15 protein-coding genes are annotated in these 20757 nt (G+C 70.8%); 6 read left to right on the plus strand and 9 right to left on the minus strand.

Annotated features, from left to right (window positions below; all coding sequences use genetic code 11):
- Positions 1-79 precede the first annotated feature (79 nt).
- Entirely contained in the window at positions 80-631 is a 552-nt protein-coding gene (locus ACZ7J0_RS05970; protein ID WP_470884445.1) for a DinB family protein, read from the minus strand.
- Between the two features lie 93 nt (positions 632-724).
- Here ACZ7J0_RS05970 and ACZ7J0_RS05975 point away from each other — a divergent pair, with 93 nt between their 5' ends.
- A complete protein-coding gene (locus ACZ7J0_RS05975; RefSeq protein WP_470884446.1) occupies positions 725-1609 on the plus strand; it encodes a metal-dependent hydrolase in 885 nt (294 codons plus the stop codon).
- A gap of 3 nt (positions 1610-1612) precedes the next feature.
- The gene (locus ACZ7J0_RS05980) at positions 1613-2671 is read left to right on the plus strand and encodes a PDR/VanB family oxidoreductase (protein WP_470884448.1); all 1059 of its coding nucleotides are present in this window, start codon (positions 1613-1615) and stop codon (positions 2669-2671) included.
- Position 2672: 1 nt separating this feature from the next.
- Here the strand turns inward: ACZ7J0_RS05980 and ACZ7J0_RS05985 are convergent, their stop codons facing one another.
- On the minus strand, positions 2673-2966 hold the full coding sequence (locus ACZ7J0_RS05985) for a hypothetical protein (RefSeq protein ID WP_470884449.1): 294 nt from the start codon (positions 2964-2966) through the stop codon (positions 2673-2675).
- 38 nt (positions 2967-3004) lie between these two features.
- Here ACZ7J0_RS05985 and ACZ7J0_RS05990 point away from each other — a divergent pair, with 38 nt between their 5' ends.
- The gene (locus ACZ7J0_RS05990) at positions 3005-3721 is read left to right on the plus strand and encodes a TetR/AcrR family transcriptional regulator (protein WP_470884450.1); all 717 of its coding nucleotides are present in this window, start codon (positions 3005-3007) and stop codon (positions 3719-3721) included.
- Positions 3722-3750: 29 nt separating this feature from the next.
- Positions 3751-4260 (plus strand): GNAT family N-acetyltransferase, encoded by a 510-nt coding sequence (locus ACZ7J0_RS05995; RefSeq protein WP_470884452.1) that lies wholly within the window; start codon positions 3751-3753, stop codon positions 4258-4260.
- Between the two features lie 75 nt (positions 4261-4335).
- Here ACZ7J0_RS05995 and pulA read toward each other — a convergent pair whose 3' ends face one another.
- The 7 genes from pulA to ACZ7J0_RS06030 form a co-directional block, all read right to left on the minus strand.
- On the minus strand, positions 4336-9684 hold the full coding sequence (gene pulA, locus ACZ7J0_RS06000; protein WP_470884454.1) for a pullulanase-type alpha-1,6-glucosidase: 5349 nt from the start codon (positions 9682-9684) through the stop codon (positions 4336-4338).
- Positions 9685-9779: 95 nt separating this feature from the next.
- On the minus strand, positions 9780-11489 hold the full coding sequence (locus tag ACZ7J0_RS06005) for a carbohydrate-binding module family 20 domain-containing protein (protein ID WP_470884456.1): 1710 nt from the start codon (positions 11487-11489) through the stop codon (positions 9780-9782).
- 153 nt (positions 11490-11642) lie between these two features.
- Positions 11643-12719 (minus strand): LacI family DNA-binding transcriptional regulator, encoded by a 1077-nt coding sequence (locus ACZ7J0_RS06010; RefSeq protein WP_470884458.1) that lies wholly within the window; start codon positions 12717-12719, stop codon positions 11643-11645.
- Complete coding sequence (locus ACZ7J0_RS06015; protein ID WP_470884460.1) at positions 12707-14353, minus strand: glycoside hydrolase family 13 protein; 1647 nt, start codon at positions 14351-14353, stop codon at positions 12707-12709. The genes ACZ7J0_RS06010 and ACZ7J0_RS06015 overlap by 13 nt, the downstream gene beginning before the upstream one ends.
- A gap of 100 nt (positions 14354-14453) precedes the next feature.
- Positions 14454-15317, minus strand: a complete 864-nt coding sequence (locus ACZ7J0_RS06020; protein ID WP_470884462.1) for a sugar ABC transporter permease — start codon at positions 15315-15317, stop codon at positions 14454-14456.
- A 5-nt stretch (positions 15318-15322) separates the two neighbouring features.
- Positions 15323-16333, minus strand: a complete 1011-nt coding sequence (locus ACZ7J0_RS06025) for a carbohydrate ABC transporter permease (protein WP_470884464.1) — start codon at positions 16331-16333, stop codon at positions 15323-15325.
- Positions 16334-16357: 24 nt separating this feature from the next.
- On the minus strand, positions 16358-17635 hold the full coding sequence (locus ACZ7J0_RS06030; RefSeq protein ID WP_470884466.1) for an extracellular solute-binding protein: 1278 nt from the start codon (positions 17633-17635) through the stop codon (positions 16358-16360).
- A gap of 344 nt (positions 17636-17979) precedes the next feature.
- Here ACZ7J0_RS06030 and ACZ7J0_RS06035 point away from each other — a divergent pair, with 344 nt between their 5' ends.
- Both ACZ7J0_RS06035 and ACZ7J0_RS06040 read left to right on the plus strand, forming a co-directional pair.
- Positions 17980-19638, plus strand: a complete 1659-nt coding sequence (locus tag ACZ7J0_RS06035) for a glycoside hydrolase family 13 protein (protein ID WP_470884468.1) — start codon at positions 17980-17982, stop codon at positions 19636-19638.
- A gap of 25 nt (positions 19639-19663) precedes the next feature.
- Positions 19664-20734: a LacI family DNA-binding transcriptional regulator gene (locus ACZ7J0_RS06040; protein WP_470884470.1), complete on the plus strand. Its 1071-nt coding sequence runs from the start codon at positions 19664-19666 to the stop codon at positions 20732-20734.
- Positions 20735-20757 lie beyond the last annotated feature (23 nt).

Here is a 20757-nt window from a genome sequence, read left to right on the forward strand (position 1 = left end):
ATTCGCAGGTGACACCCGCCCGGCGAGCCGGACGCCCCGGGCGCCCTCCGCCAGTCGCAGGGCCCCGGCGCAGCCGTCCTCACACGCCGATCGCTCCGTCGATCCGCTCTCGCAGCAGGTCGGCGTGGCCGTTGTGCCGGGCGTACTCCTCGATCATGTGGATGAGCACCCAGCGCAGCGACACCGCCCCGCGCCACGCGTCCTCACCCTCGACGTCGAGGTCGGGTGCCCCGACGGCGAAGTCCTCGGCGAAGGCCACCTCGCCGCGCCAGGCCTTCCACGCCTCCGTGACGGCCTCGGGGGTGGACACCGCGCCGTCGAAGTCCCCGTCCGGGTCGGCCTCGGACGAGAACAGGAGCGGCGCGTCCTGGCCCGCCAGTACCTGCCGGAACCAGCGCCGCTCGACATCGGCGAGATGCCGGACCAGGCCGAGCAGCGAGAGCGTCGACGGCTCCACGGCCCGCCGGGACAGCTCCACGTCGAGCCCGGAACACTTCAGCTCCAGCGTCGCGCGCTGGGCCCCGAGGACACCCAGCAGGACGCGGCGTTCGTCACCGGTGGCGGGAGTGCTGAACCGGGGGTCGCCCTCGGCGGCGCCGAATATCTCTGCTCTTCTCGTGGGGTTGGCCATGCACACGATCATCGGTCAATCGCGGGGCGGCACGGGTCGAAATCCGGTGCACGACCCTGTTGCCAACCGCTTACCCGTCAGTACATTGACGCCATGTCTAATACGCAGCCTGCACCGGTGGCGTCGGAACACATCGCGCTCAAGGCCCGCAAGGTCTCCTTCGACTGGGAGAAGACCCCGCTCCACTGGGTTCCCGGCGACCCCTTCACCACCCACACGATCAATGTGCTCCACCTCCTGCTCCCGGCCGGCGAACGCTGGTTCGTGCACGTCTACAAGCAGGTGCTGCCGTACATCCGCGACGACCGGCTGCGCGAGGACGTCCTCGGGTTCATCGGCCAGGAGGCCATGCACTCCCAGGCCCACGACGACGTACTCCCCCACCTCGCCGCGCAGGGTCTGGACCCCACCCCCTACACCGCCCAGGTCGACTGGCTCTTCGAGAAGCTGCTCGGCGACCGGACGCTGCCGCCGGGCCGGGCGCGCGAATGGTGGCTGATGGAGCGGGTCGCGCTGATCGCCGCGATCGAGCACTACACCGCCTTCCTGGGCGACTGGGTGCTCAACGCCGAGGAGCTGGACCGGCGCGGCGCCGACCCGGTGATGCTGGATCTGCTGCGCTGGCACGGCGCCGAGGAGGTCGAGCACCGCTCGGTCGCCTTCGACCTGTTCATGCACGTCGACGGCAGCTACCGCCGCCGCGCGCGCACCTGGGCCACCGCCTTCAGCGCACTGGTCTTCCTCTGGCAGCGCGGCGCCCGCTTCTTCATGGAGAACGACCCCTCGCTCCTCGACGGAAAGGCGTCCGTCGCGCAGCTCGTCGCCAAGGGCCGCGAGGGTCTGCTGCCGTCCACGACGGCGATGCTGCGGTCCATCCCGCGCTATCTGAGCCGCGCCTACCACCCCTCCCAGGAGGGCAGCACGGCCCAGGCGGTCGCCTATCTCGCCGCCTCACCCGGCGCCAACGGAGGTCACTGAGCCATGCCCCGTACCCGCACCCTCGTCCTCGTCGCCGCGGCCGCCCTGCTCGCCAGGCGGGCGATGCGCCGCCGGATCAGCGGCTCCCCGCTGTGGCCGATGCTCGCCCTCGAGGAGCCGGTGTCGGGCCGCGGCCGCCGCAGGACGAGCGTCCGCAGGGTCCTCGTCACCGAGCGGACCGCCCCCGCCGACGGAGTGGTCCAGCTGCGTCTGGAAGGCACCGACCTGCCGCCCTGGGAGCCCGGCGCGCATCTCGACCTCGTCCTTCCGTCGGGCCTGGTCCGCCAGTACTCGCTGTGCGGAGACCCGGCCGACTCGGACACGTACACCGTGGCGACGCGGCTCCTCGAGGACGGGCGGGGCGGCTCCCTCGAGGTCCACAAGCTCCTCCACGAAGGGGCCGAGATCGAGATCCGCGGTCCCCGCAACCGCTTCCCGCTGGTGGAGGCCCCCGCGTATGTCTTCGTCGCGGGCGGTATCGGCATCACGCCCGTACTACCGATGCTGCGCGCGGCCGAAGCGGGGGGCGCCGACTGGCGGTTGCTGTACTGCGGGCGGAGCCGCGCCTCGATGCCGTTCCTGGCGGAGATCGAGCGCCTGGGCACGGAGGGCGAACGCGTCACGGTCGTCGCGCAGGACGAGTCGGGGCTGCCCGATCTGGCCTTCCTGGGCTCCGTGCCGGCCGGGGCGGCCGTCTACTGCTGTGGACCGGACGGGCTGATGGCCGCGGTCGCCGCCGCGCTGCCCGAGGGCCGTGAGCTCCATCTGGAGCGGTTCGCGCCCACGGCCGCGACGCCCGGTGGCCCCTTCGAGGTGGAACTGCGGCGCACCGGGCGGACGGTGGAGGTGGCGGCGGACCAGACCCTGCTCGCCGCCGTCCGCGCGGAGCTGCCCCATGTCTCGTACTCCTGCGAGCAGGGGTTCTGCGGGACCTGCCAACAGCGGGTCCTGGAGGGCGAGATCGACCACCGTGACGAGCTGCTGACGGACTCCGAGCGGGACGACTCCATGCTGATCTGTGTGTCGCGGTGCCTCGGCGACCGGCTCGTCCTGGACCTGTAGGTCAGGGGAGCAGCAGCCAGTCGGCGGCCAGCGCCGCGAGCAGGCCGCCGGCGAGCAGCCAGGTGCCCAGCCGGGTGCGGCCGTTGCGGGAGAGCTCGATCACGACTCCGCACAGGATCATGGCGAGCCCGTACACGCCGACCACCAGGACGGAGGTCCGGCTGGCGAGCCGGACCACCAGCACCACCGCCATCGTCACCAACAGCACGGACGCTGCGGCGATTCTCAGACGGCGGGCCTGCTGGGGGCTCATCCCCTCGGTCGGTGCGGGTGTGTCCCGATCGGAAGCGCTCATGTGAGGGGAGCGTAACGGACGCCCGTTAGGCTGTTCGCATGACGACCGGGGTACGCCGCAGAATGGGCGTCGAGGAGCGCAAGCAGCAGCTGATCGGGGTGGCGCTCGAGCTGTTCAGCCACCGCTCCCCCGACGAGGTGTCGATCGACGAGATCGCCGCGGCCGCGGGGATCTCGCGGCCGCTCGTCTACCACTACTTCCCGGGCAAGCAGAGCCTGTACGAGGCCGCGCTGCGGCGGGCGGCGGACGATCTGGCGGGCCGGTTCGTCGAGCCGCACCAAGGGCCGCTGGGCGTACGGCTGCTGCGGGTGATGGGCCGGTTCTTCGACTTCGTGGAGGACCACGGTCCGGGCTTCTCGGCGCTGATGCGCGGCGGCCCGGCCGTCGGGTCCTCGACGACGAACGCGATGATCGACGAGGTGCGGCAGGCCGCGTACGAGCAGATCCTCGCCCACATCGGGATCACCGACCCTCCGGCCCGTCTCGAACTGGTCGTACGGTCCTGGGTGTCGCTCGCCGAGTCGACGGCGCTGATCTGGCTGGACGGGCGCCGCATTCCGCGCGCGGAGCTGGAACTGCAGCTGGTGCACGACTTCGGGGCACTGGCCGCGGTGAGCGCCGCCTACGACGGGGAGATGGCGTCGATCCTGACCGGCATCCTGGCGCACGAACCCGCCGACGGCCCCTTCGGTGACCTGGTCGGCCGGCTCATCGGACTGGCCCCGGGAGTTCCGGCCCAGCACACGGGCCAGTGAGGCCGGCGCCGCCGATTACAGTGATCATCATGCCTCTGCCTCTCACCTTCCGCACGGCCGGCGACGGCGATCTCCCCACGCTGGTCGGCCTCTTCGACGGCGCGGCCCACTGGATGCGGCGCCTCGGTATCGACCAGTGGAAGCCGGGTGACAAGGGCGTCGAGCACTTCCGGCGGTGGATCGCCGAGGGCGAGGTGTGGCTCGCGGAGGTGGACGGTCAGGTCGTCGGCGCGTACGAGCTGTGGTGGGACGACGAGCCGGCATGGGGGCCGCAGCCGCCCGTCGCGGGGTATGTGCACCGGCTGATGACCGACCGGGAGGCGGCGCCCGCCGGCACGGGACGGATGCTGCTGGCGCACGCCGAGGAGCGGATGGCGGCGGCGGGGCGGACGCTCGCCCGGCTGGATTGCGTGGCGCACGGCCACAGGTTGCGCGCGTACTACGAGGACGCGGGATACCGGGTCGTCGGCGAGGAGCCGGGGAAGGTCGCCGCGGACGGCACGCTGTACGGGGTGACACTGCTCGAGAAGGCCCTCTGACCTGACCGTGGCGCTGGCCACGGCCGGGCCGTGACCGTTGAGGGCGGGGCCGTGGGGCCCCGCCCTCGTGGTGGGTCAGTCGCGGGTGAACACCGCGACCGTGCGGGCCGGGACGGTGAAGGTGCCCGAACCGGTGTCGTACGAAGCCCTCCTGACCACCGGGTCCGCGCCCCGCGCCTGGATCGGGTGCAGGGTGTGGCCGGTGCCCACGAGCGCCGGGACGCGCTGTGTGCTCGTCTCCGGAGTGGCGTTGAAGACGACCACGAGCTCACCGAGGCGCATGGTGATCACGCCCGGGGTCTCGTCCGCCCCGGAGAGCGGGAACGAGAGCCGCGACTGGACGTCGGCCGCCGAGGCGAGGTCGAACGCCTTCTCGGTGGAACGGATCTTCTGCAGGTCCCGGAAGGCGGCGGACGCCCCCTCGATCTGCGGGCAGCCGACGCTCGGCGAGCCGGTGGTGAGCAGCGGCTTTCCGTACGGCCACTTGGACCGGTTGTCGGCGGCGGGCGGCAGCCCCCGCCCGAAGCCGTTGCCGTCGCGGCAGTCCCAGTGAAGGGCGTTGAACCAGTCGCCGCTGTCGAAGGAGTTGCGGTCGAGCGACTTGGAGCGCAGCAGGTCCGAGCCCGCCTGGGAGAGCGCCGGCCCCTGGGACAGGGTGGCCGTCGCCATGGCCAGGACCTGCGCCCTCGCCCGGTCGTCGGGCGAGGTGCCCACCGGGAGCTTGAAGGCGAGCGCGTCGTACAGGGACTCGTTGTCGTGGGCGTCGGCGTAGGCGAGCGCGTCGCCGGGGGCGGCGGCGTAGCCGGCCGGGGCGCCGTTGTAGTCGACCTCGGAGCCCTTGACCGTACGGCCGCTGGTGTCGGTGAAGGTGTAGGACGCGAGGTTGCCGGTGAGGCCGACCTTGATCAGGTCCTGGTAGTGGAGCAGCCGGGCCTTCTGCTCGGCTGGGGTTCCGTTGGCCTTGGAGGAGTTGGGGGCGGTGTAGAGGCCGGAGGCGAAGCCCTGGACTCCGGGGTCCTCGTCGAAGGGGCCGCCGCCGCGCACGGCGTCGCGGGCCCGGTCGGAGAAGGTCGCCACGCCCGTCCCGGCCATGTTCTTCTGGGTGGCCTGGACGAAACGCGCGTCGTCGGCGATCTCGCCGAAGTTCCAGCCCTCGCCGTAGAGGACGATCTTCTTGCCGTCGACGCCGTCGTGCTCGACCGTGAGCGCGTCGAGGGCCTTGCGCACGGCGAGGATGTTGGCCTTCGGGTGGTGTCCCATCAGGTCGAAGCGGAATCCGTCGACCTTGTACTCCTTCGCCCAGGTGACGACGGAGTCGACGACGAGCTTGCCCATCATGGCGTTCTCGGGCGCCGTGTTGGCGCAGCAGGTGGAGGTGGCGACGGTGCCGTCCGCGAGGAGGCGCTGGTAGTAACCGGGGACGATCCGGTCCAGGACCGACTTCTCCGCCTGGCCGCTCGCGACGGTGTGGTTGTAGACGACGTCCATGACGACGCGCAGTCCGGTGCCGTTGAGGGACTGGACCATCCGCCGGAACTCGACCGTGCGCCGGGTGCCTTCCGGGTCGGAGGCGTACGAGCCCTCGGGCACGGTGTAGTGCAGCGGGTCGTATCCCCAGTTGTAGGCGTCCTTGGCGGCGGCCTGGGCCACGCACGCCTGCTGTTCGTCGGAGTCGGGGGCGTACACCTTCAGATCGCAGGCCGGGGTGGCCTGGTCGGACGCCTTCTCGGGGATGGTGCCGATGTCGAAGGCGGGCAGCAGGTGGACGTACGACGTGCCGCTGTCGGCGAGGGCCTTCAGGTGCTTCATCCCGGCCGATTCCCGGTCGGTGAAGGCGAGATAGCCGCCGGGGTGGGCGCTGGTGCGGTCCGCGACGGAGAAGTCGCGGATGTGCAGCTCCTGGATCTGGGCGTCCTTGAGCTCGACGGCCGCGGGCTTCCTCAGGGCCGACCAGCCGCTGGGGGCGAGCCTCGGGTCGGCCAGGTCCACGACGAGGCTGCGGGCCGAGTCGGTGGTCAGCGCGGTGGCGTACGGGTCGGTGACCTGGTTGGTGACCATCTTCCGCGCACTGGGCGCGTACACCGTGACGTTGTAGCGGTACGGCTTGCCGCGCCAGCTCGGCGGACCGGTGACCGACCAGACGCCGGAGGTGTCGTCGCGGCGCATCGGCACGGTCTTCCCGTCGAGGTCGAGGGAGACCTTGCGGGCGGTGGGGGCCCACACGGACAGGGTCGGGCGACCCCGGGTGAAGACCGGGCCGAGCTTCGCGTCCGTCGCGTCGTAGAGGTCGTCGAGCACGCCGGGGATCTGGACGCCGGTGGCGGCCAGCAGTGCGCCGTTGGCCGCCCGCTGGGTGGCGATGAGCTGTCCGCGCAGGGCGTCCGTGACCCGGTCGCGGTCGCGCGGGTCGACGGTGAAGGCGGGGTAGTCCTTCAGGTGCGGGTACTTCGCCTTCTGGGCGTCGCTCAGGGCGCCCGGGTTCAGCCGCAGCCACTGCCCCTCGTCGCCGAGCGCCCCGTCCACGACCCGCAGGGAGCCGTCGGGGGCGTACACGAGCTGCTGGCTCGTGGCCTCGGTCGCCTTCACCTTCCAGACGACGGTCGTGCGGTCGATGAACTGGGCCTCGGCCTTGGCCAGGTCGAGCGAGGGCGTGCCCCCGGTCTGCGGGAGCAGGTACGCCGGCTGCCCGGCGAGCAGCCAGACCTCACGGCCGTGAGTGCCGAAGGTGAGGGCCTGGTCGCTCGGCAGGTCCTTCTGGTCGCCCTTGTGGAGGATGTAGTTGAGCGAGGTCGCGCCGTCGGCCAGCGGTACCTCGAACGTGACTCCGTACGCGTCCTCGCGCACGGGCGTCAGCGGCTTGGACCAGTCGGTGGGCTGGGCGGCGCCGGTCCAGGTGTGCAGGCCCCAGCCGTCGTAGTCGCCGTCGGGGCGGTTGTAGTGAAGGACGGCCTTGGCCGGGTCCTGGGGCGGCTTCGCGCCGTCGGGGGCGGTGTCGGCCTGGCCGTCCTTGCCCTGCTCGATCCAGACCTCGCCGGTGCGGGCGAGGGTGATCGTGCGCCGCGGGCCGTCGGCGGTCCCGTCCTTCTCGACGGTGTACGGGACGGTCGTGGCGCCCTCGGGCAGCTTGACCCAGGCGAACGCGCCGTACGCGTCCCGCCCGGTGAAGGCCGCGTCCCGGCCCTCGGCCCTCAGCTTCCAGCCGTCGTAGGCGCCGTCGGCCCGTCGGTAGTGGACGACGGCGTGGTCGCGCTCGACGGCGACCGGCTTGGCGGGCGGAGGGGTCCGGCCGGCGGTGGTGGCGGCGAGCGCGCTCGCGGTGCGGCCGAGGGTGTCGACGGCGACGGCCTTGTAGCGCAGGGCGGTGCCCTCCGGCGCGGTGATGTGCTGCGTCACCTTGTACGGCGCGTGGTCCGCGGAGCCGAGGACCTTCCAGGCGCCGGAGCCGGCCTGGGCGGCGAAGACGACCCGGTTGAGCGGGCCGCCGTCCACGTCGGCGGAGATCTCGACGGTGCCGGTGGCGCCGACGGCGGGGGCGTGGAGGGTGAGTGACGGGCCGGAGGCCGGGCGGGCCACGGGCTTGTCGGCGCGCAGCACGAGCGACGCCAGGGCCGGGACGGTGACGGTGATCTTCCCGTCGGTGGCGTGGACGGTGCCGGGACCCCCGTACAGGACACGGAAGTCGGCGGAGTCCACCGGCAGGGTCACGGTCTTCTCGGTGGTCGCGTTGTTGAGGGCGACGACGTATTCCGTGGCTCCGGCGCCCGCCCGGGTGTCCGTACGGGAGAAGGCGTAGACGGAGTCCTTGGCGTAGCGCTCGCGCTGGACGCCGTCGCGCAGCGCCGGGTGCTCTCGCGTGAGCTTCGCGAGCGCGGCGATCGCCCGGTAGGTGGGGTGGGCGGGGTCGTACGCGTCGTCGGCGTGGGTGCGGTCGGTGCCGAGCTGGTCGTCGTAGAGGTAGTCGGGGGTCTTCGAGGCGAAGAGGGTCTGGCGGGCGTCCTTGTCGCCGCCGGCGCCCGTGAAGCCCTGTTCGTCGCCGTAGTAGACGACCGGGTTGCCGCGGCTGAGGAACATCAGCTCGTTGGCGAGCCGGGAGCGCTTCAGCAGTTCGGCGTCGTCGGCGCCGGGGTGGTCCTGCCGGAGGAAGGTCCCGATGCGTCCCATGTCGTGGTTGCCGAGGAAGGTGACCTGCTCATAGGCGTTGGCCTTGTCGGTGGTGTACCGGTAGTCCTCGGCGAAGACCTTGGCGAGCCGGTCCGCTCCGGCGCCCTGGGAGGCGTAGGCGCGGGCCGCGTCCTGGAAGGGGAAGTCGAGGGTGGCGTCGAGCCGGCCGCGGGTGACGTACGGGGCGGTGACGGAGGCGTCGGCGGAGTAGACCTCGCCGAACATGAAGAAGTCGTCGCGGCCGCGCTGTGCGGCGTAGGCGTCCAGGGCGGTCGCCCACTGGGTCCAGAAGTCCATGTCGACGTGTTTCACGGTGTCGATCCGGAAACCGTCGACGTCGAAGTCGCGGACCCACTTCTCGTAGATCCTCTTCATGCCGTCGACGACCTCGGGGCGCTCGGTCCACAGGTCGTCGAGACCGGAGAAGTCTCCGTACTCGGCGCTCTCGCCGACCCAGGTGGAGTCGCCTCGGTTGTGGTACATCGTCGGGTCGTTGAGCCAGGCCGGGACCTTGCCGCCGGGGTCCGTCCCGGTGGTCGGCGTGTAGGGGAAGGAGTCCTTGTCGACCGTGCCCGGGGTGGTGCGGTCGTCGAAGGGGCGGCCGTTCCTGTCCAGGTACGGATGGGAGCCCTTGGGGCGGTAGCCGTACGTCTTCTCGGCGTAGTCGACGGTGTCGGCGGTGTGGTTGGTGATGACGTCGAAGTAGACCTTCATGCCCTTGGCGTGGGCCTTGTCGATGAGCCGCTCCAGGTCCGCGTTGGTCCCGAAGTGCGGGTCGACCTGGGTGAAGTCGGTGATCCAGTAGCCGTGGTAGCCGGCCGAGGCTCCCCCAGAGCCTTCGGCCTGGGAGGTACCCCCCTTGTCGGCGCCCTGCACGGGCCGGTTCTTGAAGATCGGCGCCATCCAGATGGACGTGGTGCCGAGCCCCTTGATGTAGTCGAGGCGCTGGGTGAGCCCCTTGAGGTCGCCGCCCTGGTAGAACCCCTTGTCGGCCGGGTCGAACCCGGTCTCGAGCCGGGAACCGGTCAGTCCGCCGCGGTCGTTGGCGCGGTCGCCGTTCGCGAACCGGTCGGGCAGGACGAAGTAGAACTGCTCCCGGGTCACGTCGTGCCGCGCGGGCTGCGAGGCGAGAGCGCGGTCGGAGGGCGGAGCGGGCGGGCGGGGTGCGGCGGCGGCCGGGAGAGCGGGCGCGAGCGCCGCGCACAGGGCGGCGGCCAGCGCCGCCGCGGTGGTTCTGCGCCTGCCGCGCGGGGGCTGTGTCACAGGGGTGCTCCTGATCAGGGACGAGAAGGAGGAGTCGCCGCTCCGCGCGCAGCGGGGATGAGCGCGCGGAGCGGCCGTCGGAGGGACACCCGGCGTCAGCCGCGCCAGGTGTCGTTGAGGGTGACCTTGCCGGTCGGCGGCACGGTGGCCGTGCGGTTGGCGCCGGTTTCCCAGACCACGTTCCCGGAGGCGTCCTTGCGGAGGTACTTGTACGCGAAGGCCGTCCCGGCCGGGAGGGACGTGTCGAGTTTCCAGACGGGGTAGTTCGCCGGGTCCAGCTTCAGGGCGACCGCCGGGGACCAGTTGCCGAGTTCCGGCCGGTCACCGGTGACATAGATGTTCTCGCCGGGCGTCGTCGTGGCGTTCACGGCGAAGGACGCGCCCGACGCGGTCGTCGCTCCGCCACAGCTCCGCGCCCCCGCGTGCAGCGCGAGCGCCGTGTCCGGGGCGAGGGTGGCCGTGAACTGGCCGGAGGCACTGACCGTGACGGGGGTGTTCGACTGGACGTCGCAGTAGGTGCCGGACGGCAGGGAGGTCTGGAAGGTGCGGGTGAGCGGGGACGTCTCGTGGTTCAGGGCGACGTAGGCCTTGGTGCCCCGGCCGAAGGCGATCCGGTCGCCGCCGTTGTCCCACCAGTCGGTGACCGACTGCCCGGTCGAGACGTTGCGCAGGGCGACCATCGAGGCGATCTCCCGCCACGCGTGCTGGCACTTCCAGCCGTCCGTGTAGCAGGCGCCGACCGTCCCGCCGGCCGGCGGCCCGGCGTCCTTGTCCGTCCACTCGTAGCCGGAGTGGATGTCCGGCGCGCCGTACGGCCAGGCGAGCATGAAGACCTGCGCCAGGGTGTAGTTCGCGCCGTCCTTGTAGGTGAGGGTGTCGCCGCCGCGCTCGGTGTCGTGGTTGTCGACGAAGACGGCGGCCTTGCCCGACGGCAGATAGCCCCACGCCTCGCCGTAGTTCTTCAGGTAGGCGAGGTTCTCGTTCTGGAAGACCCGCTTGAGGTCGCGGGCGTACCGGAACTCCTGCACGTCGCCGTTGCCGGTGTACTCACCGGGCGAGACGGCCTCGCCCGCGCCGAAGATCGCCTCCTGCTTCCAGTACACGCCGGGGTTGGTGAGCCGGGACTTGATGTTCGCGAGGTCGCCCGCGGGGATGTGCTTGGCCGCGTCGATCCGGAAGCCGTCGACGCCCAGCGACAGCAGGTCGTTGAGGTAGCCGGCGATACGGCCGCGCACGTACTCCTCACCGGTGTCGAGGTCGGCGAGGCCGACGAGTTCGCAGTTCTGGACGTTGGCCCGGTCGCCGTAGTTGCTGCCGATCTGGCTGCGGCAGTCGTCCATGTCGGCGCCGGAGTAGGTGCCGGGGTAGTCGTACTTCTCGTACGAGGAGCCGCCCGTGCCCACACCGGGCCCGGCCGCCATGTGGTTGATGACGGTGTCGGCGACGACCTTGACGCCGGCCGCGTGGCAGGTGTTCACCATGTCGCGGAACGCGGTGCGGTCGCCGAGCCGTCCGGCGATCTTGTAGCTGACGGGCTGGTACGACGTCCACCACTGGCTGCCCTGGATGTGCTCCTGCGGCGGGGAGACCTGGACGTAGCCGTAGCCGGCGGGACCGAGCGAGTCGGTGCACGCCCGGGCGACGGAGCTGAACTTCCACTCGAAGAGGACGGCGGTGACGTCCTTGCCCCCGGGGGGATCGGCCTGGGCCACCGGGGCGGGGATCAGCACTCCGGCCGCCGCTCCCGCCGCGAGGGCGAGGACGGCGGCGACCGGTATGCGGGCTCTGGCACTTCTGCGGGCCATGTGGAGCCTCCTGCGTGAGGGGGATACGGCCTCGTGCGGGGCGGCTCGCCCGGGCCACGGGGCCGCGCGTTCACGTGAAACGGTTGAGAAATCTTTCTGCAAGACAGCAGAAATTTATTTCAGACGTGACCGTACGAGCCGCCCGGGCGCCGGTCAACCCTTCTGGCGGCGTCCTCGGCTCACCTGCGCGGTCGATCCGCGGACCACGAGTTCAGGCTGGAAGACGAACTCCGTGCGCTGCACGGGGTTTCCGTCGATCTCCTCGAGGAGCGCGCCGACGGCGGCCGTCGCCATGGCCTGCACGGGCTGGCGCACGGTGGTGAGCGGCGGGTCGGTGAAGGCGATCAGCTGCGAGTCGTCGAAGCCGACGACCGAGACGTCCCCGGGCACGTCGAGGCCGCGCCCGCGCACGGCGCGCACCGCGCCGAGCGCCATCATGTCGCTGCCGCAGACGATGCCGGTACAGCCCAGGTCCAGCAGGGACCCGGCCGCGGCATGGCCTCCCTCGACGGTGAACAGAGTCTGCTGGACGAGGAGTTCGGCCTCGTCGCGGTCGACGCGGAGCAGGTCGCGCATCGCCGCGACGAAGCCTTCGGCCTTGCGCCGCGAGGGCACATAGCGCGTCGGCCCGACGGCCAGGCCGATGCGTTCATGGCCGAGCTCCACGAGATGGCGCACGGCCATGCGCGCCGCCGCGCGGTCGTCGGGCGACACGAAGGGCGCGCTGACGCGTTCGTTGAAGCCGTTGATGAGGACGAAAGGCACCTTGCGGGCCGTCAGTTCGGCGTAGCGCGTGGGATCGGCCGCGGTGTCGGCGTGCAGCCCGGAGAGGAACACGATGCCGGTGACGCCCCGCTCCTCCAGCTGCTCGACCAGTTCGTCCTCGGTGGCTCCCCCCGGCATCTGGGTGCAGAGCACCGGGGTGTAGCCGTGGCCGGCCAGGGTCTGTTCGATGACCTGCGCGAAGGCCGGGAAGATCGGGTTGGTCAGCTCCGGGATCACCAGGCCGATCAGACCCGCGCTGCGCCGGCGCAGCCGTACGGGACGCTCGTAGCCGAGCACGTCCAGCGCGGCGAGGACGCGGTGCCGGGTGGGGCCGGCGACGCCCGCCTTTCCGTTCAGTACACGGCTGACGGTGGCCTCGCTGACATTCGCCTGGGCCGCGATGTCCGCGAGCCGCGGGGCGCCCGTCTCGGCGCCCCGCGGCCGGGGAATCGTCACACCGCCCACCACAGGGCGCTGTCGGCGGGCAGTTCGGCGGAGCCGTCCGCGAGGCCGGGCTCCGCGCTGGCGAGGAGCAGCCGGCCGGGGGCCGGTATCCGTATCGCCGCGCCGGTGGTGTTCACCGTGCACACGAAGTCGTCCCGGCGGAAGGCGAGCACACCCTCGGGCGCGTCCAGCCAGTCGACCGACTCACCCGCGCCGAGCGCCCGGAGCTCCCGGCGCAGCGCCAGCGCGCTGCGGTACAGCTCCAGCGTCGAGTTCGGGTCGCCGGTCTGCGCCTCGACGCTGAGCGCGGCCCAGCTGTCGGGCTGCGGCAGCCAGCTGCCTCCGCTGCCGAAGCCGTACGACGTGCCCTCCGTCGTCCACGGGATGGGGACGCGGCAGCCGTCGCGCAGACCCTCCTGACCGTTCTCCTTGAAGAAGGAGGGATCCTGGCGCACCTCGTCTGGCAGCTCGGTGACCTCGGGCAGGCCGAGCTCCTCGCCCTGGTAGATGTACGCGGAGCCGGGCAGCGCCAGCATCAGCAGCGCGGCGGCCCGCGCCCGGCGCAGGCCCTGCTCGGCGCTTTCCTCGGCGAACCGGGTGGTGTGCCGGACGACGTCGTGGTTGGAGAGCACCCAGGTGGTGGGCGCGCCGACCGGGCGCATCGCGTCCAGTGACTCGTCGATGGCGGCCCGCAGCGCCGACGCGTCCCAGCCGGTGCCCAGGTAGTGGAAGTTGAAGGCCTGGTGCAGCTCGTCGGGGCGCAGGTACAGCGCGGTGCGTTCGGCGCTGGGGGTCCAGGCCTCGGCGACGCCGATGCGGTCGCTGGGGGCACCTCCCAGGCCGGAGGCTCGGGGGGAGTACTCGTCGAGGACCTTGCGCCAGGAGCGGTAGATCTCGTGGACCCCGTCCTGGTCGAAGAAGGGCAGCACCTGGTTGCCGAGGAGCTTGAGCTGTTCGCTGTGGCCGAGGTCGGGCAGGCCGGGGGCCTTCACGAGCCCGTGGGCGACGTCGATCCGGAAGCCGTCGGTGCCCATGTCGAGCCAGAACCGCAGGATCGAGCGGAACTCGTCCCGTACGGCCGGGTGGTCCCAGTTGAAGTCGGGCTGCTCGGGCGCGAAGAGGTGGAGGTACCACTCGCCGTCCGCGACGCGTGTCCAGGCGGGGCCGCCGAAGATGGACTCCCAGTCGTTGGGCGGCTCGGAGCCGTCGGCGCCGCGGCCGGGGCGGAAGTGGAAGCGCTCGCGCAGCGGTGAGCCGGGGCCCTCGGCCAGTGCCCGCTTGAACCATTCGTGCTGGTCGGAGCAGTGGTTGGGGACGAGGTCGACGATGATGCGCAGACCGAGCTGGTGAGCTTCGCGGATGACGGCGTCGGCATCGTGCAGGGTGCCGAACATCGGGTCGATGGCGCGGTAGTCGGCGACGTCGTAGCCCGCGTCCGCCTGCGGAGAGGCGTAGAAGGGGCTCAGCCAGACGGCGTCGACGCCGAGGTCCTTGAGGTGGGGCAGCCGACTGCGCACCCCTTCGAGGTCGCCCATGCCGTCGCCGTTTCCGTCGGCGAAGCTGCGCGGATAGACCTGGTAGATCACCGCGTCACGCCACCAGCCGGGCTGGATCCCGGTGGTCGGGTCGGTGGGGGCAGCGAGGTGCTGGGTCATGTCTTCCCTGGTGGTCGGAAGTGGGAGCGGTGCCGGCCCGGGGACGGCCGGACCGGCACCGCAGACGTGGATCGCGTACGGGCGAAAGGCGCGGCGGGGGTCAGGACTTGGTCGCGCCGGCCGTCAGCCCGGAGACGAGATGGCGCTGGGCGAGTCCGAAGACGATCGCCGCGGGCACCGCGATGATCACGGCGGCGGCGGTCAGCGAACCCCAGTCGCTGGTGTACTGGTTGACGAAGCTCTGCAGGCCGCCGGCGAGCGTGAGGTTCTCCTCGCCGGTCATGAAGGCGGAGGCGTAGGCGACCTCGGCCCAGCCGGTGATGAAGCTGTAGAAGGCGGTGACCGCGAGCCCTGGCTTCGCGAGCGGCAGGATCAGCCGCCAGAACGTGCCGAAGGGGTTGAGCCCGTCGACCCGGCCCGCCTCGTCGATCTCCACGGGGATGCCGTCGAAGTACCCCTTCATCATCCAGGCGCAGAACGGCACGGCGATGGTGAGGTAGGTGATGACCAGGCCGATGGGCTGGTTGAGCAGGCCGAGGCTCGCGAGCAGGTTGTACAGCGGCACGATCAGCACGGCGACCGGGAACATCTGGGTGATCAGCAGCATCCACATCAGCGGGCGCATCCCGGGGAACCGGAAGCGGCTGACGGCGTAGCCGGTGGTGGCGGAGATGAACACGCCGATCACCGTGGTCAGACCGACGACGATCAGCGAGTTGCCGAGCCAGGACAGGAACGCGGTGTCGTTGATGACATGGCTGTAGTTGCCGAGGGTGAAGTCCTTGACCAGCGAGGTGTCGAATGCCTCGGACTTCGGCTTGAAGGAGGTGACCACCAGCCACAGCGGCGGGAACACCGCGATGACGGAGGCGACCAGGAGCGTCAGATGGAGTCCGACGGAGGCCAGCGGGGAGCGTTCACCGCGCCCCCGGACCTTCTTCGGGGCCTGCGTGTGCGTGGTCATGGAGGTCACCACACCTCTCCCTGCTTGCGGAGCGCGCGGCGGTAGACCACGGCGAAGAGCGACAGGAGCAGCAGGATCAGCACGCCCCAGGCGGCGGATCCGGCGTAGTCGCGGGGGCTGACGACGAAGGAGAGCCGGTACGCGTAGGTCACGAGGATCTCGGTGGCGTCACCGGGGCCGCCCCGGGTGAGCAGGAAGATCACCGGGAACATGTTGAAGGTCCAGATGGCGCTGAGCAGGATCACCGTGCTGCTCACCGAGCGCAGCCCGGGCAGGGTGATGTGGCGGAAGCGCTGCCAGGCCGTCGCGCCGTCCATCTCGGCGGCCTCGTACAGCTCGCCGGGGATGGACTGCAGGCCGCCGAGCAGCGCGACGAGCATGAAGGGGACACCGAGCCAGACGTTGACCGCGATGACGGAGATCTTGGCCCAGGTGGGGTCGTTCAGCCAGGAGACGCCGTCGAAGCCGCCGCCGGTGAGCAGCTTGTTGAAGAGACCGCCGCGCTCGTTGAACAGCAGCCGCCAGGTGAAGACGGAGACGAAGGCCGGCACCGCCCAGGGCAGGATCAGCGCCATGCGGTAGAAGCCGCGGCCCTTGATCTTCCGGTTGAGCATGTTCGCCAGGACGAGGCCGAGGGTGAAGGAGATCGCGACGCAGCTGACGGTCCACACGACGGTCCAGCCGAGCCGGTCCCAGAAGACGCTGTCGGTGAGGACGGCCTGGTAGTTGTCGAGACCGACGTACTCGTAGGTCGCCGGGATGTGATTGACGCCGATGGTGCGCTCGACGTTGGCCTCGTTGGCGTCGGTCAGCGACAGGTAGATGCCGCGCGCCAGCGGATAGCCGATGATCAAGCCGATCACGACCACCACCGGGGCGACCATGCTCCAGGCGTACCAGTGGGTGGACAGCGCCCTGCGCAGCCGGCCCGGGTTCTTGTCAGTGCGGTGGCCGCGACCGCGGGCGCCTGGGGCGCCCGCGGCCTGCGTCACCGACTGGCTGGTCTCGACAGCCATTGGTCGGTCAGCCCTTCCCGTGACTTACTTGTAGTCCTTGAGCAGCTTGCCGTAGGCCTCGCCGCTGCTCTTCGCGGCCTGCTCCGGGGTCGCCTTGCCGGTCAGCACCTTGGCCATCTCGACCTTGAGGGGCTCGAAGAGCGAGTTGCCCTCGGGGATCCACGGACGCTCGACGGCCTTGTCGACGGCCGGCTTGAAGAACTTCACCATCTCGTTGCCGGAGACCGACGGGGCGGCGTAGACGGACGTACGGGTCGGCAGCAGGCTGAGCTTCTCGGTGGTCTGCTGCTGCACCGTCGCGGAGCTCATGTACTTGGCGAACTCGTAGGAGGCGTCGAGGTTCTTGGAGCCCGCGTAGACGGAGAGGTTCCAGCCGCCCTGCGGAGAGCCCTGCTTGACGCTGCCGGCCGGGACCGCAGCGATGCCGAGGTTCGACTTGTCGGTGAACTGCTTGCCGGCGCGGGAGTCCTCGATGGCCCAGGGGCCATTGAGCATCATCGCGACCTCGCCGTTCTTGAAGGCGTTCTGCATGTTGTTCCAGCCGTCGGCGGCGTCGGTGATGGCCGCCTTCGAGTCGACGAGGTCCTTGATGGTGGCGAACGCCTTCACACCGGCCGCGTCGTCGACGGTGATCTGCTTGTCCTTGGCGTTGACCATGTCGCCGCCCTCGCCGTAGAGGAAGGGGAGGAACCAGTAGGCGTCGTCGCCGCGCATGTAGAAACCGGTCTTGCCGGTCTTGTCCTTGATCTTGGCGGAGGCGGCCTTCAGCTCGGCGATGGTGGCCGGCGGCGTGGCGACACCCGCGTCCTTGAGCATCTTCTTGTTGTAGAAGAGGGCCATGGTGTCGATGACCTGCGGGACCGCGTAGGTCTTGCCCTTGAACTTCGTGGAGGCGGCTGCCTGCGGGAGGTAGTCCTCCGCCTTGTCGATCGCCGCGGTGCCGTCCAGCGGGGCGAGGTATCCGAGGTTGGCGAAGTCCGCGACCCAGGCGACCTCGGTGCGCATCACGTCGGGCGCTCCCGAGTTGCCGCCGGCGGCGTTCTTGAACTTGGAGTTCGCGTCACCGAAGGGGACGTTGACGTACTTGACGTCGACACCCGGGTGCAGCTTCTCGAAGCCCTCGGCGAGCGCCTGGTAGGTGCCCTTCTCCGCCTCGTTCGAGGTGTCCCAGTAAGTGACGGTGCCGGAGAGCTTGCCGCCCTTCTTGGCGCTGTCGCTCTGGGTGTCGCCGTCCCCACCGCACGCCGCCATCGTCAGGCCGAGGGCCGCGACCAGCGCGGTGGCCGCTATGCCACGCCGCATGTGAACTCCTTCAACAGGTCCCTCCCCCGGAAGCTTCCTCGCCCCGGGGGACCTCCGGGGCCGCCTCGGCTCCGGGTTGCCAGGAACGTAACAGGGATGCAAATGAGCCGAAAGACCTTGCGGCAATTTTCTGCAAGGGCAGCGATTCGTTACATCCGCGTGTCCTTACGGTTGCCATGGGGGAGCTTGACAGAGGCGCCCGAACGGGCCTGAACAGGGCGGGGCGGGGTTGCCAGGCCCCGGGAGGCTCTGCAAGCCTTTTCGTAAGCACTTGCAGGACCGTTTCAAGGCCACCCCTCATGTCGTTACAAGGTCAGCCGCTCTGACAAGCGAGGACACCGCACATGACTCATGACCTCACCTCCTCGGCCCCGATGCCGGACCAGCGCCTCGCGAGCCCCTCCGGCAGGGAAGCGGAACAGGACTGGTGGCGCGACGCCGTCATCTATCAGGTCTACGTCCGGTCCTTCGCCGACAGCGACGGGGACGGCGTCGGCGATCTGCGGGGCATCCGCGAGCGGCTCCCGCACCTGCGCGACCTCGGAGTCGACGCCGTGTGGCTGACACCCTTCTACGCCTCCCCGCAGGCGGACGGCGGCTACGACGTGGCCGACTACCGGGCCGTCGATCCGCTCTTCGGGGACCTCTCCGACGCCGACGACCTGGTCCGGGCCGCCCACACCCTGGGCCTGCGGGTCATCGTCGACATCGTCCCCAACCACACGTCGGACCGGCACGCCTGGTTCCGCCAGGCGCTCGCCGAGGGTCCCGGGTCACCGATGCGGTCCCGCTTCCTCTTCCGCCCCGGCAAGGGCGAGGCCGGAGAACTGCCCCCCAACGACTGGGAGTCGGTCTTCGGAGGCCCCGCCTGGACACGTGTCGCGGACGGCGAGTGGTACCTCCACCTCTTCGCGCCCGAGCAGCCCGACCTCGACTGGGACTGCCCCGAGGTGCGCGACGAGTTCGAGTCGGTGCTGCGGTTCTGGCTGGACCTCGGTGTGGACGGCTTCCGTGTCGATGTCGCCCACGGCATGGTCAAGGCCCCCGGCCTGCCCGACATCGGCCACACCGAACAGGCCCGCCTGATCGGCACACAGGTGCTCCCCTTCTTCGACCAGGACGGGGTCCACGAGATCCACCGCGGCTGGCGCCGGCTGCTCGACTCCTACCCGGGCGAGCGGATCGCCGTGGCCGAGGCCTGGGCTCCGACTCCCGAGCGGCTCGCCCTCTACGTACGCCCCGACGAGCTGCACCAGGCCTTCAACTTCCAGTTCCTGAACTGCCCCTGGGACGCGGCCGCGATGCGGGGCGTCATCGACGACTCCCTCGCCGCCACCGCCTCCGTGGGCGCGCCCACGACCTGGGTGCTCTCCAACCACGACGTGGTACGTCACACCACGCGCTACGGAGACGGGGTCACCGGTCTGCGCCGGGCGCGGGCCGCCGCGCTGCTGATGCTGGCACTGCCCGGCTCCGCCTACATCTACCAGGGCGAGGAGCTCGGCCTGCCCGAGGTCACCGAGCTGCCCGACGAGGTGCGCCAGGATCCGGCGTTCCACCGCGGCTCCGGCCAGGACGGGATGCGCGACGGCTGCCGCGTCCCGATCCCCTGGTCCGGCAGCGAGGCGCCGTACGGCTTCGGCCCCGGCGGGAGCTGGCTGCCGCAGCCGGAGTCCTGGCGCGACCTGTCCGTCGCGGCACAGACCGGCGACCCGCTCTCGACCCTGGAGCTGTACCGCTCGGCGCTCGCCCTGCGCCGCGGCCTGCCCGGACCGGACAGCGGCCCGATGCGGTGGCTGCCGGGCCCCGAAGGAGTGCTGGTGCTGTCCCGTCCGGGCCTCGTCTGCACCCTCAACACCCTGGGCCGCGACATCCAACTCCCCCGCCCCGGAAGGAGGGTGCTCTCCAGCGTTCCGTGGGAGCCCCAGGAGCGGCCGGAGGACGGCCCGGAGGGGGGCACTGCCCTTATTCCCGCCGATTCCTGCACGTGGTGGGCAATCTGACGTGCGAGCGGTACAGTCCCATCCCATGACCGCGCGGCTCTCCGACATCGCAGCCCAGGCGGGGGTCAGTGAAGCCACAGTCAGCCGCGTGCTCAACGGCAAGCCCGGTGTGGCCACCGCCACCCGCGAGTCCGTCCTTGCCGCGCTCGACGTCCTCGGTTACGAGCGTCCCGTACGGCTGCGCCAGCGCAGCGCCGGACTGGTCGGCCTGATAACGCCCGAGCTGGACAACCCCATCTTCCCGGCGCTCGCGCAGGTGATCGGCCAGGCCCTGACCCGCCAGGGTTACACCCCGGTGCTCGCCACCCAGACCCCCGGCGGCTCCACCGAGGACGAGCTGACCGAGATGCTGGTGGACCGGGGCGTCTCGGGGATCATCTTCGTCTCCGGGCTGCACGCGGACACCACCGCCGACACGCAGCGTTACGACCAGCTGCGGGGCCAGGGCGTTCCCTTCGTCCTCCTGAACGGCTTCTCGCCGAAGGTCCAGGCTCCTTTCGTCTCGCCCGACGACCGGGCGGCGATGCGGCTGGCCGTGACCCATCTCGTGGCACTCGGTCACACCCGGATCGGCCTGGCGGTCGGCCCCAAGCGTTTCGTCCCCGTCCTGCGCAAGATCGAGGGTTTCCAGCTCGGCATGGCCGAGCGGCTCGGTCTGACCGCGGAGGAGTCGGCGGCGCTGATCGAGCACTCCCTGTACACGCTGGAGGGCGGTCAGGCCGCCGCCTCGGCCCTGATCTCCCGGGGCTGCACGGCGGTGGTGTGCGCCAGCGACATGATGGCCCTCGGTGCCATCCGTGCTGCCCGCGAGCAGGGTTTCGAGGTCCCCCGGGACGTCTCGGTGGTCGGCTTCGACGACTCCCCGCTCATAGCCTTCACCGATCCGCCGCTGACCACGATCCGGCAGCCGGTGCAGGCGATGGGGCAGGCGGCGGTGCGGACGCTGCTGGAGGAGATCGGTGGCACACCCGCTCCGCACAGCGAGTTCGTGTTCCTCCCCGAGCTCGTGGTTCGTGGTTCCACGGCCTCAGGCCCTCAGGGGCAGCGGTCATCCGACAGACGGAGCGGTCGCGCCGAAGACCCGACCGACGGATGATCGGTAGGGGTACCCGTCACTGG

Source organism: Streptomyces sp. NPDC038280 (genome assembly GCF_055600045.1).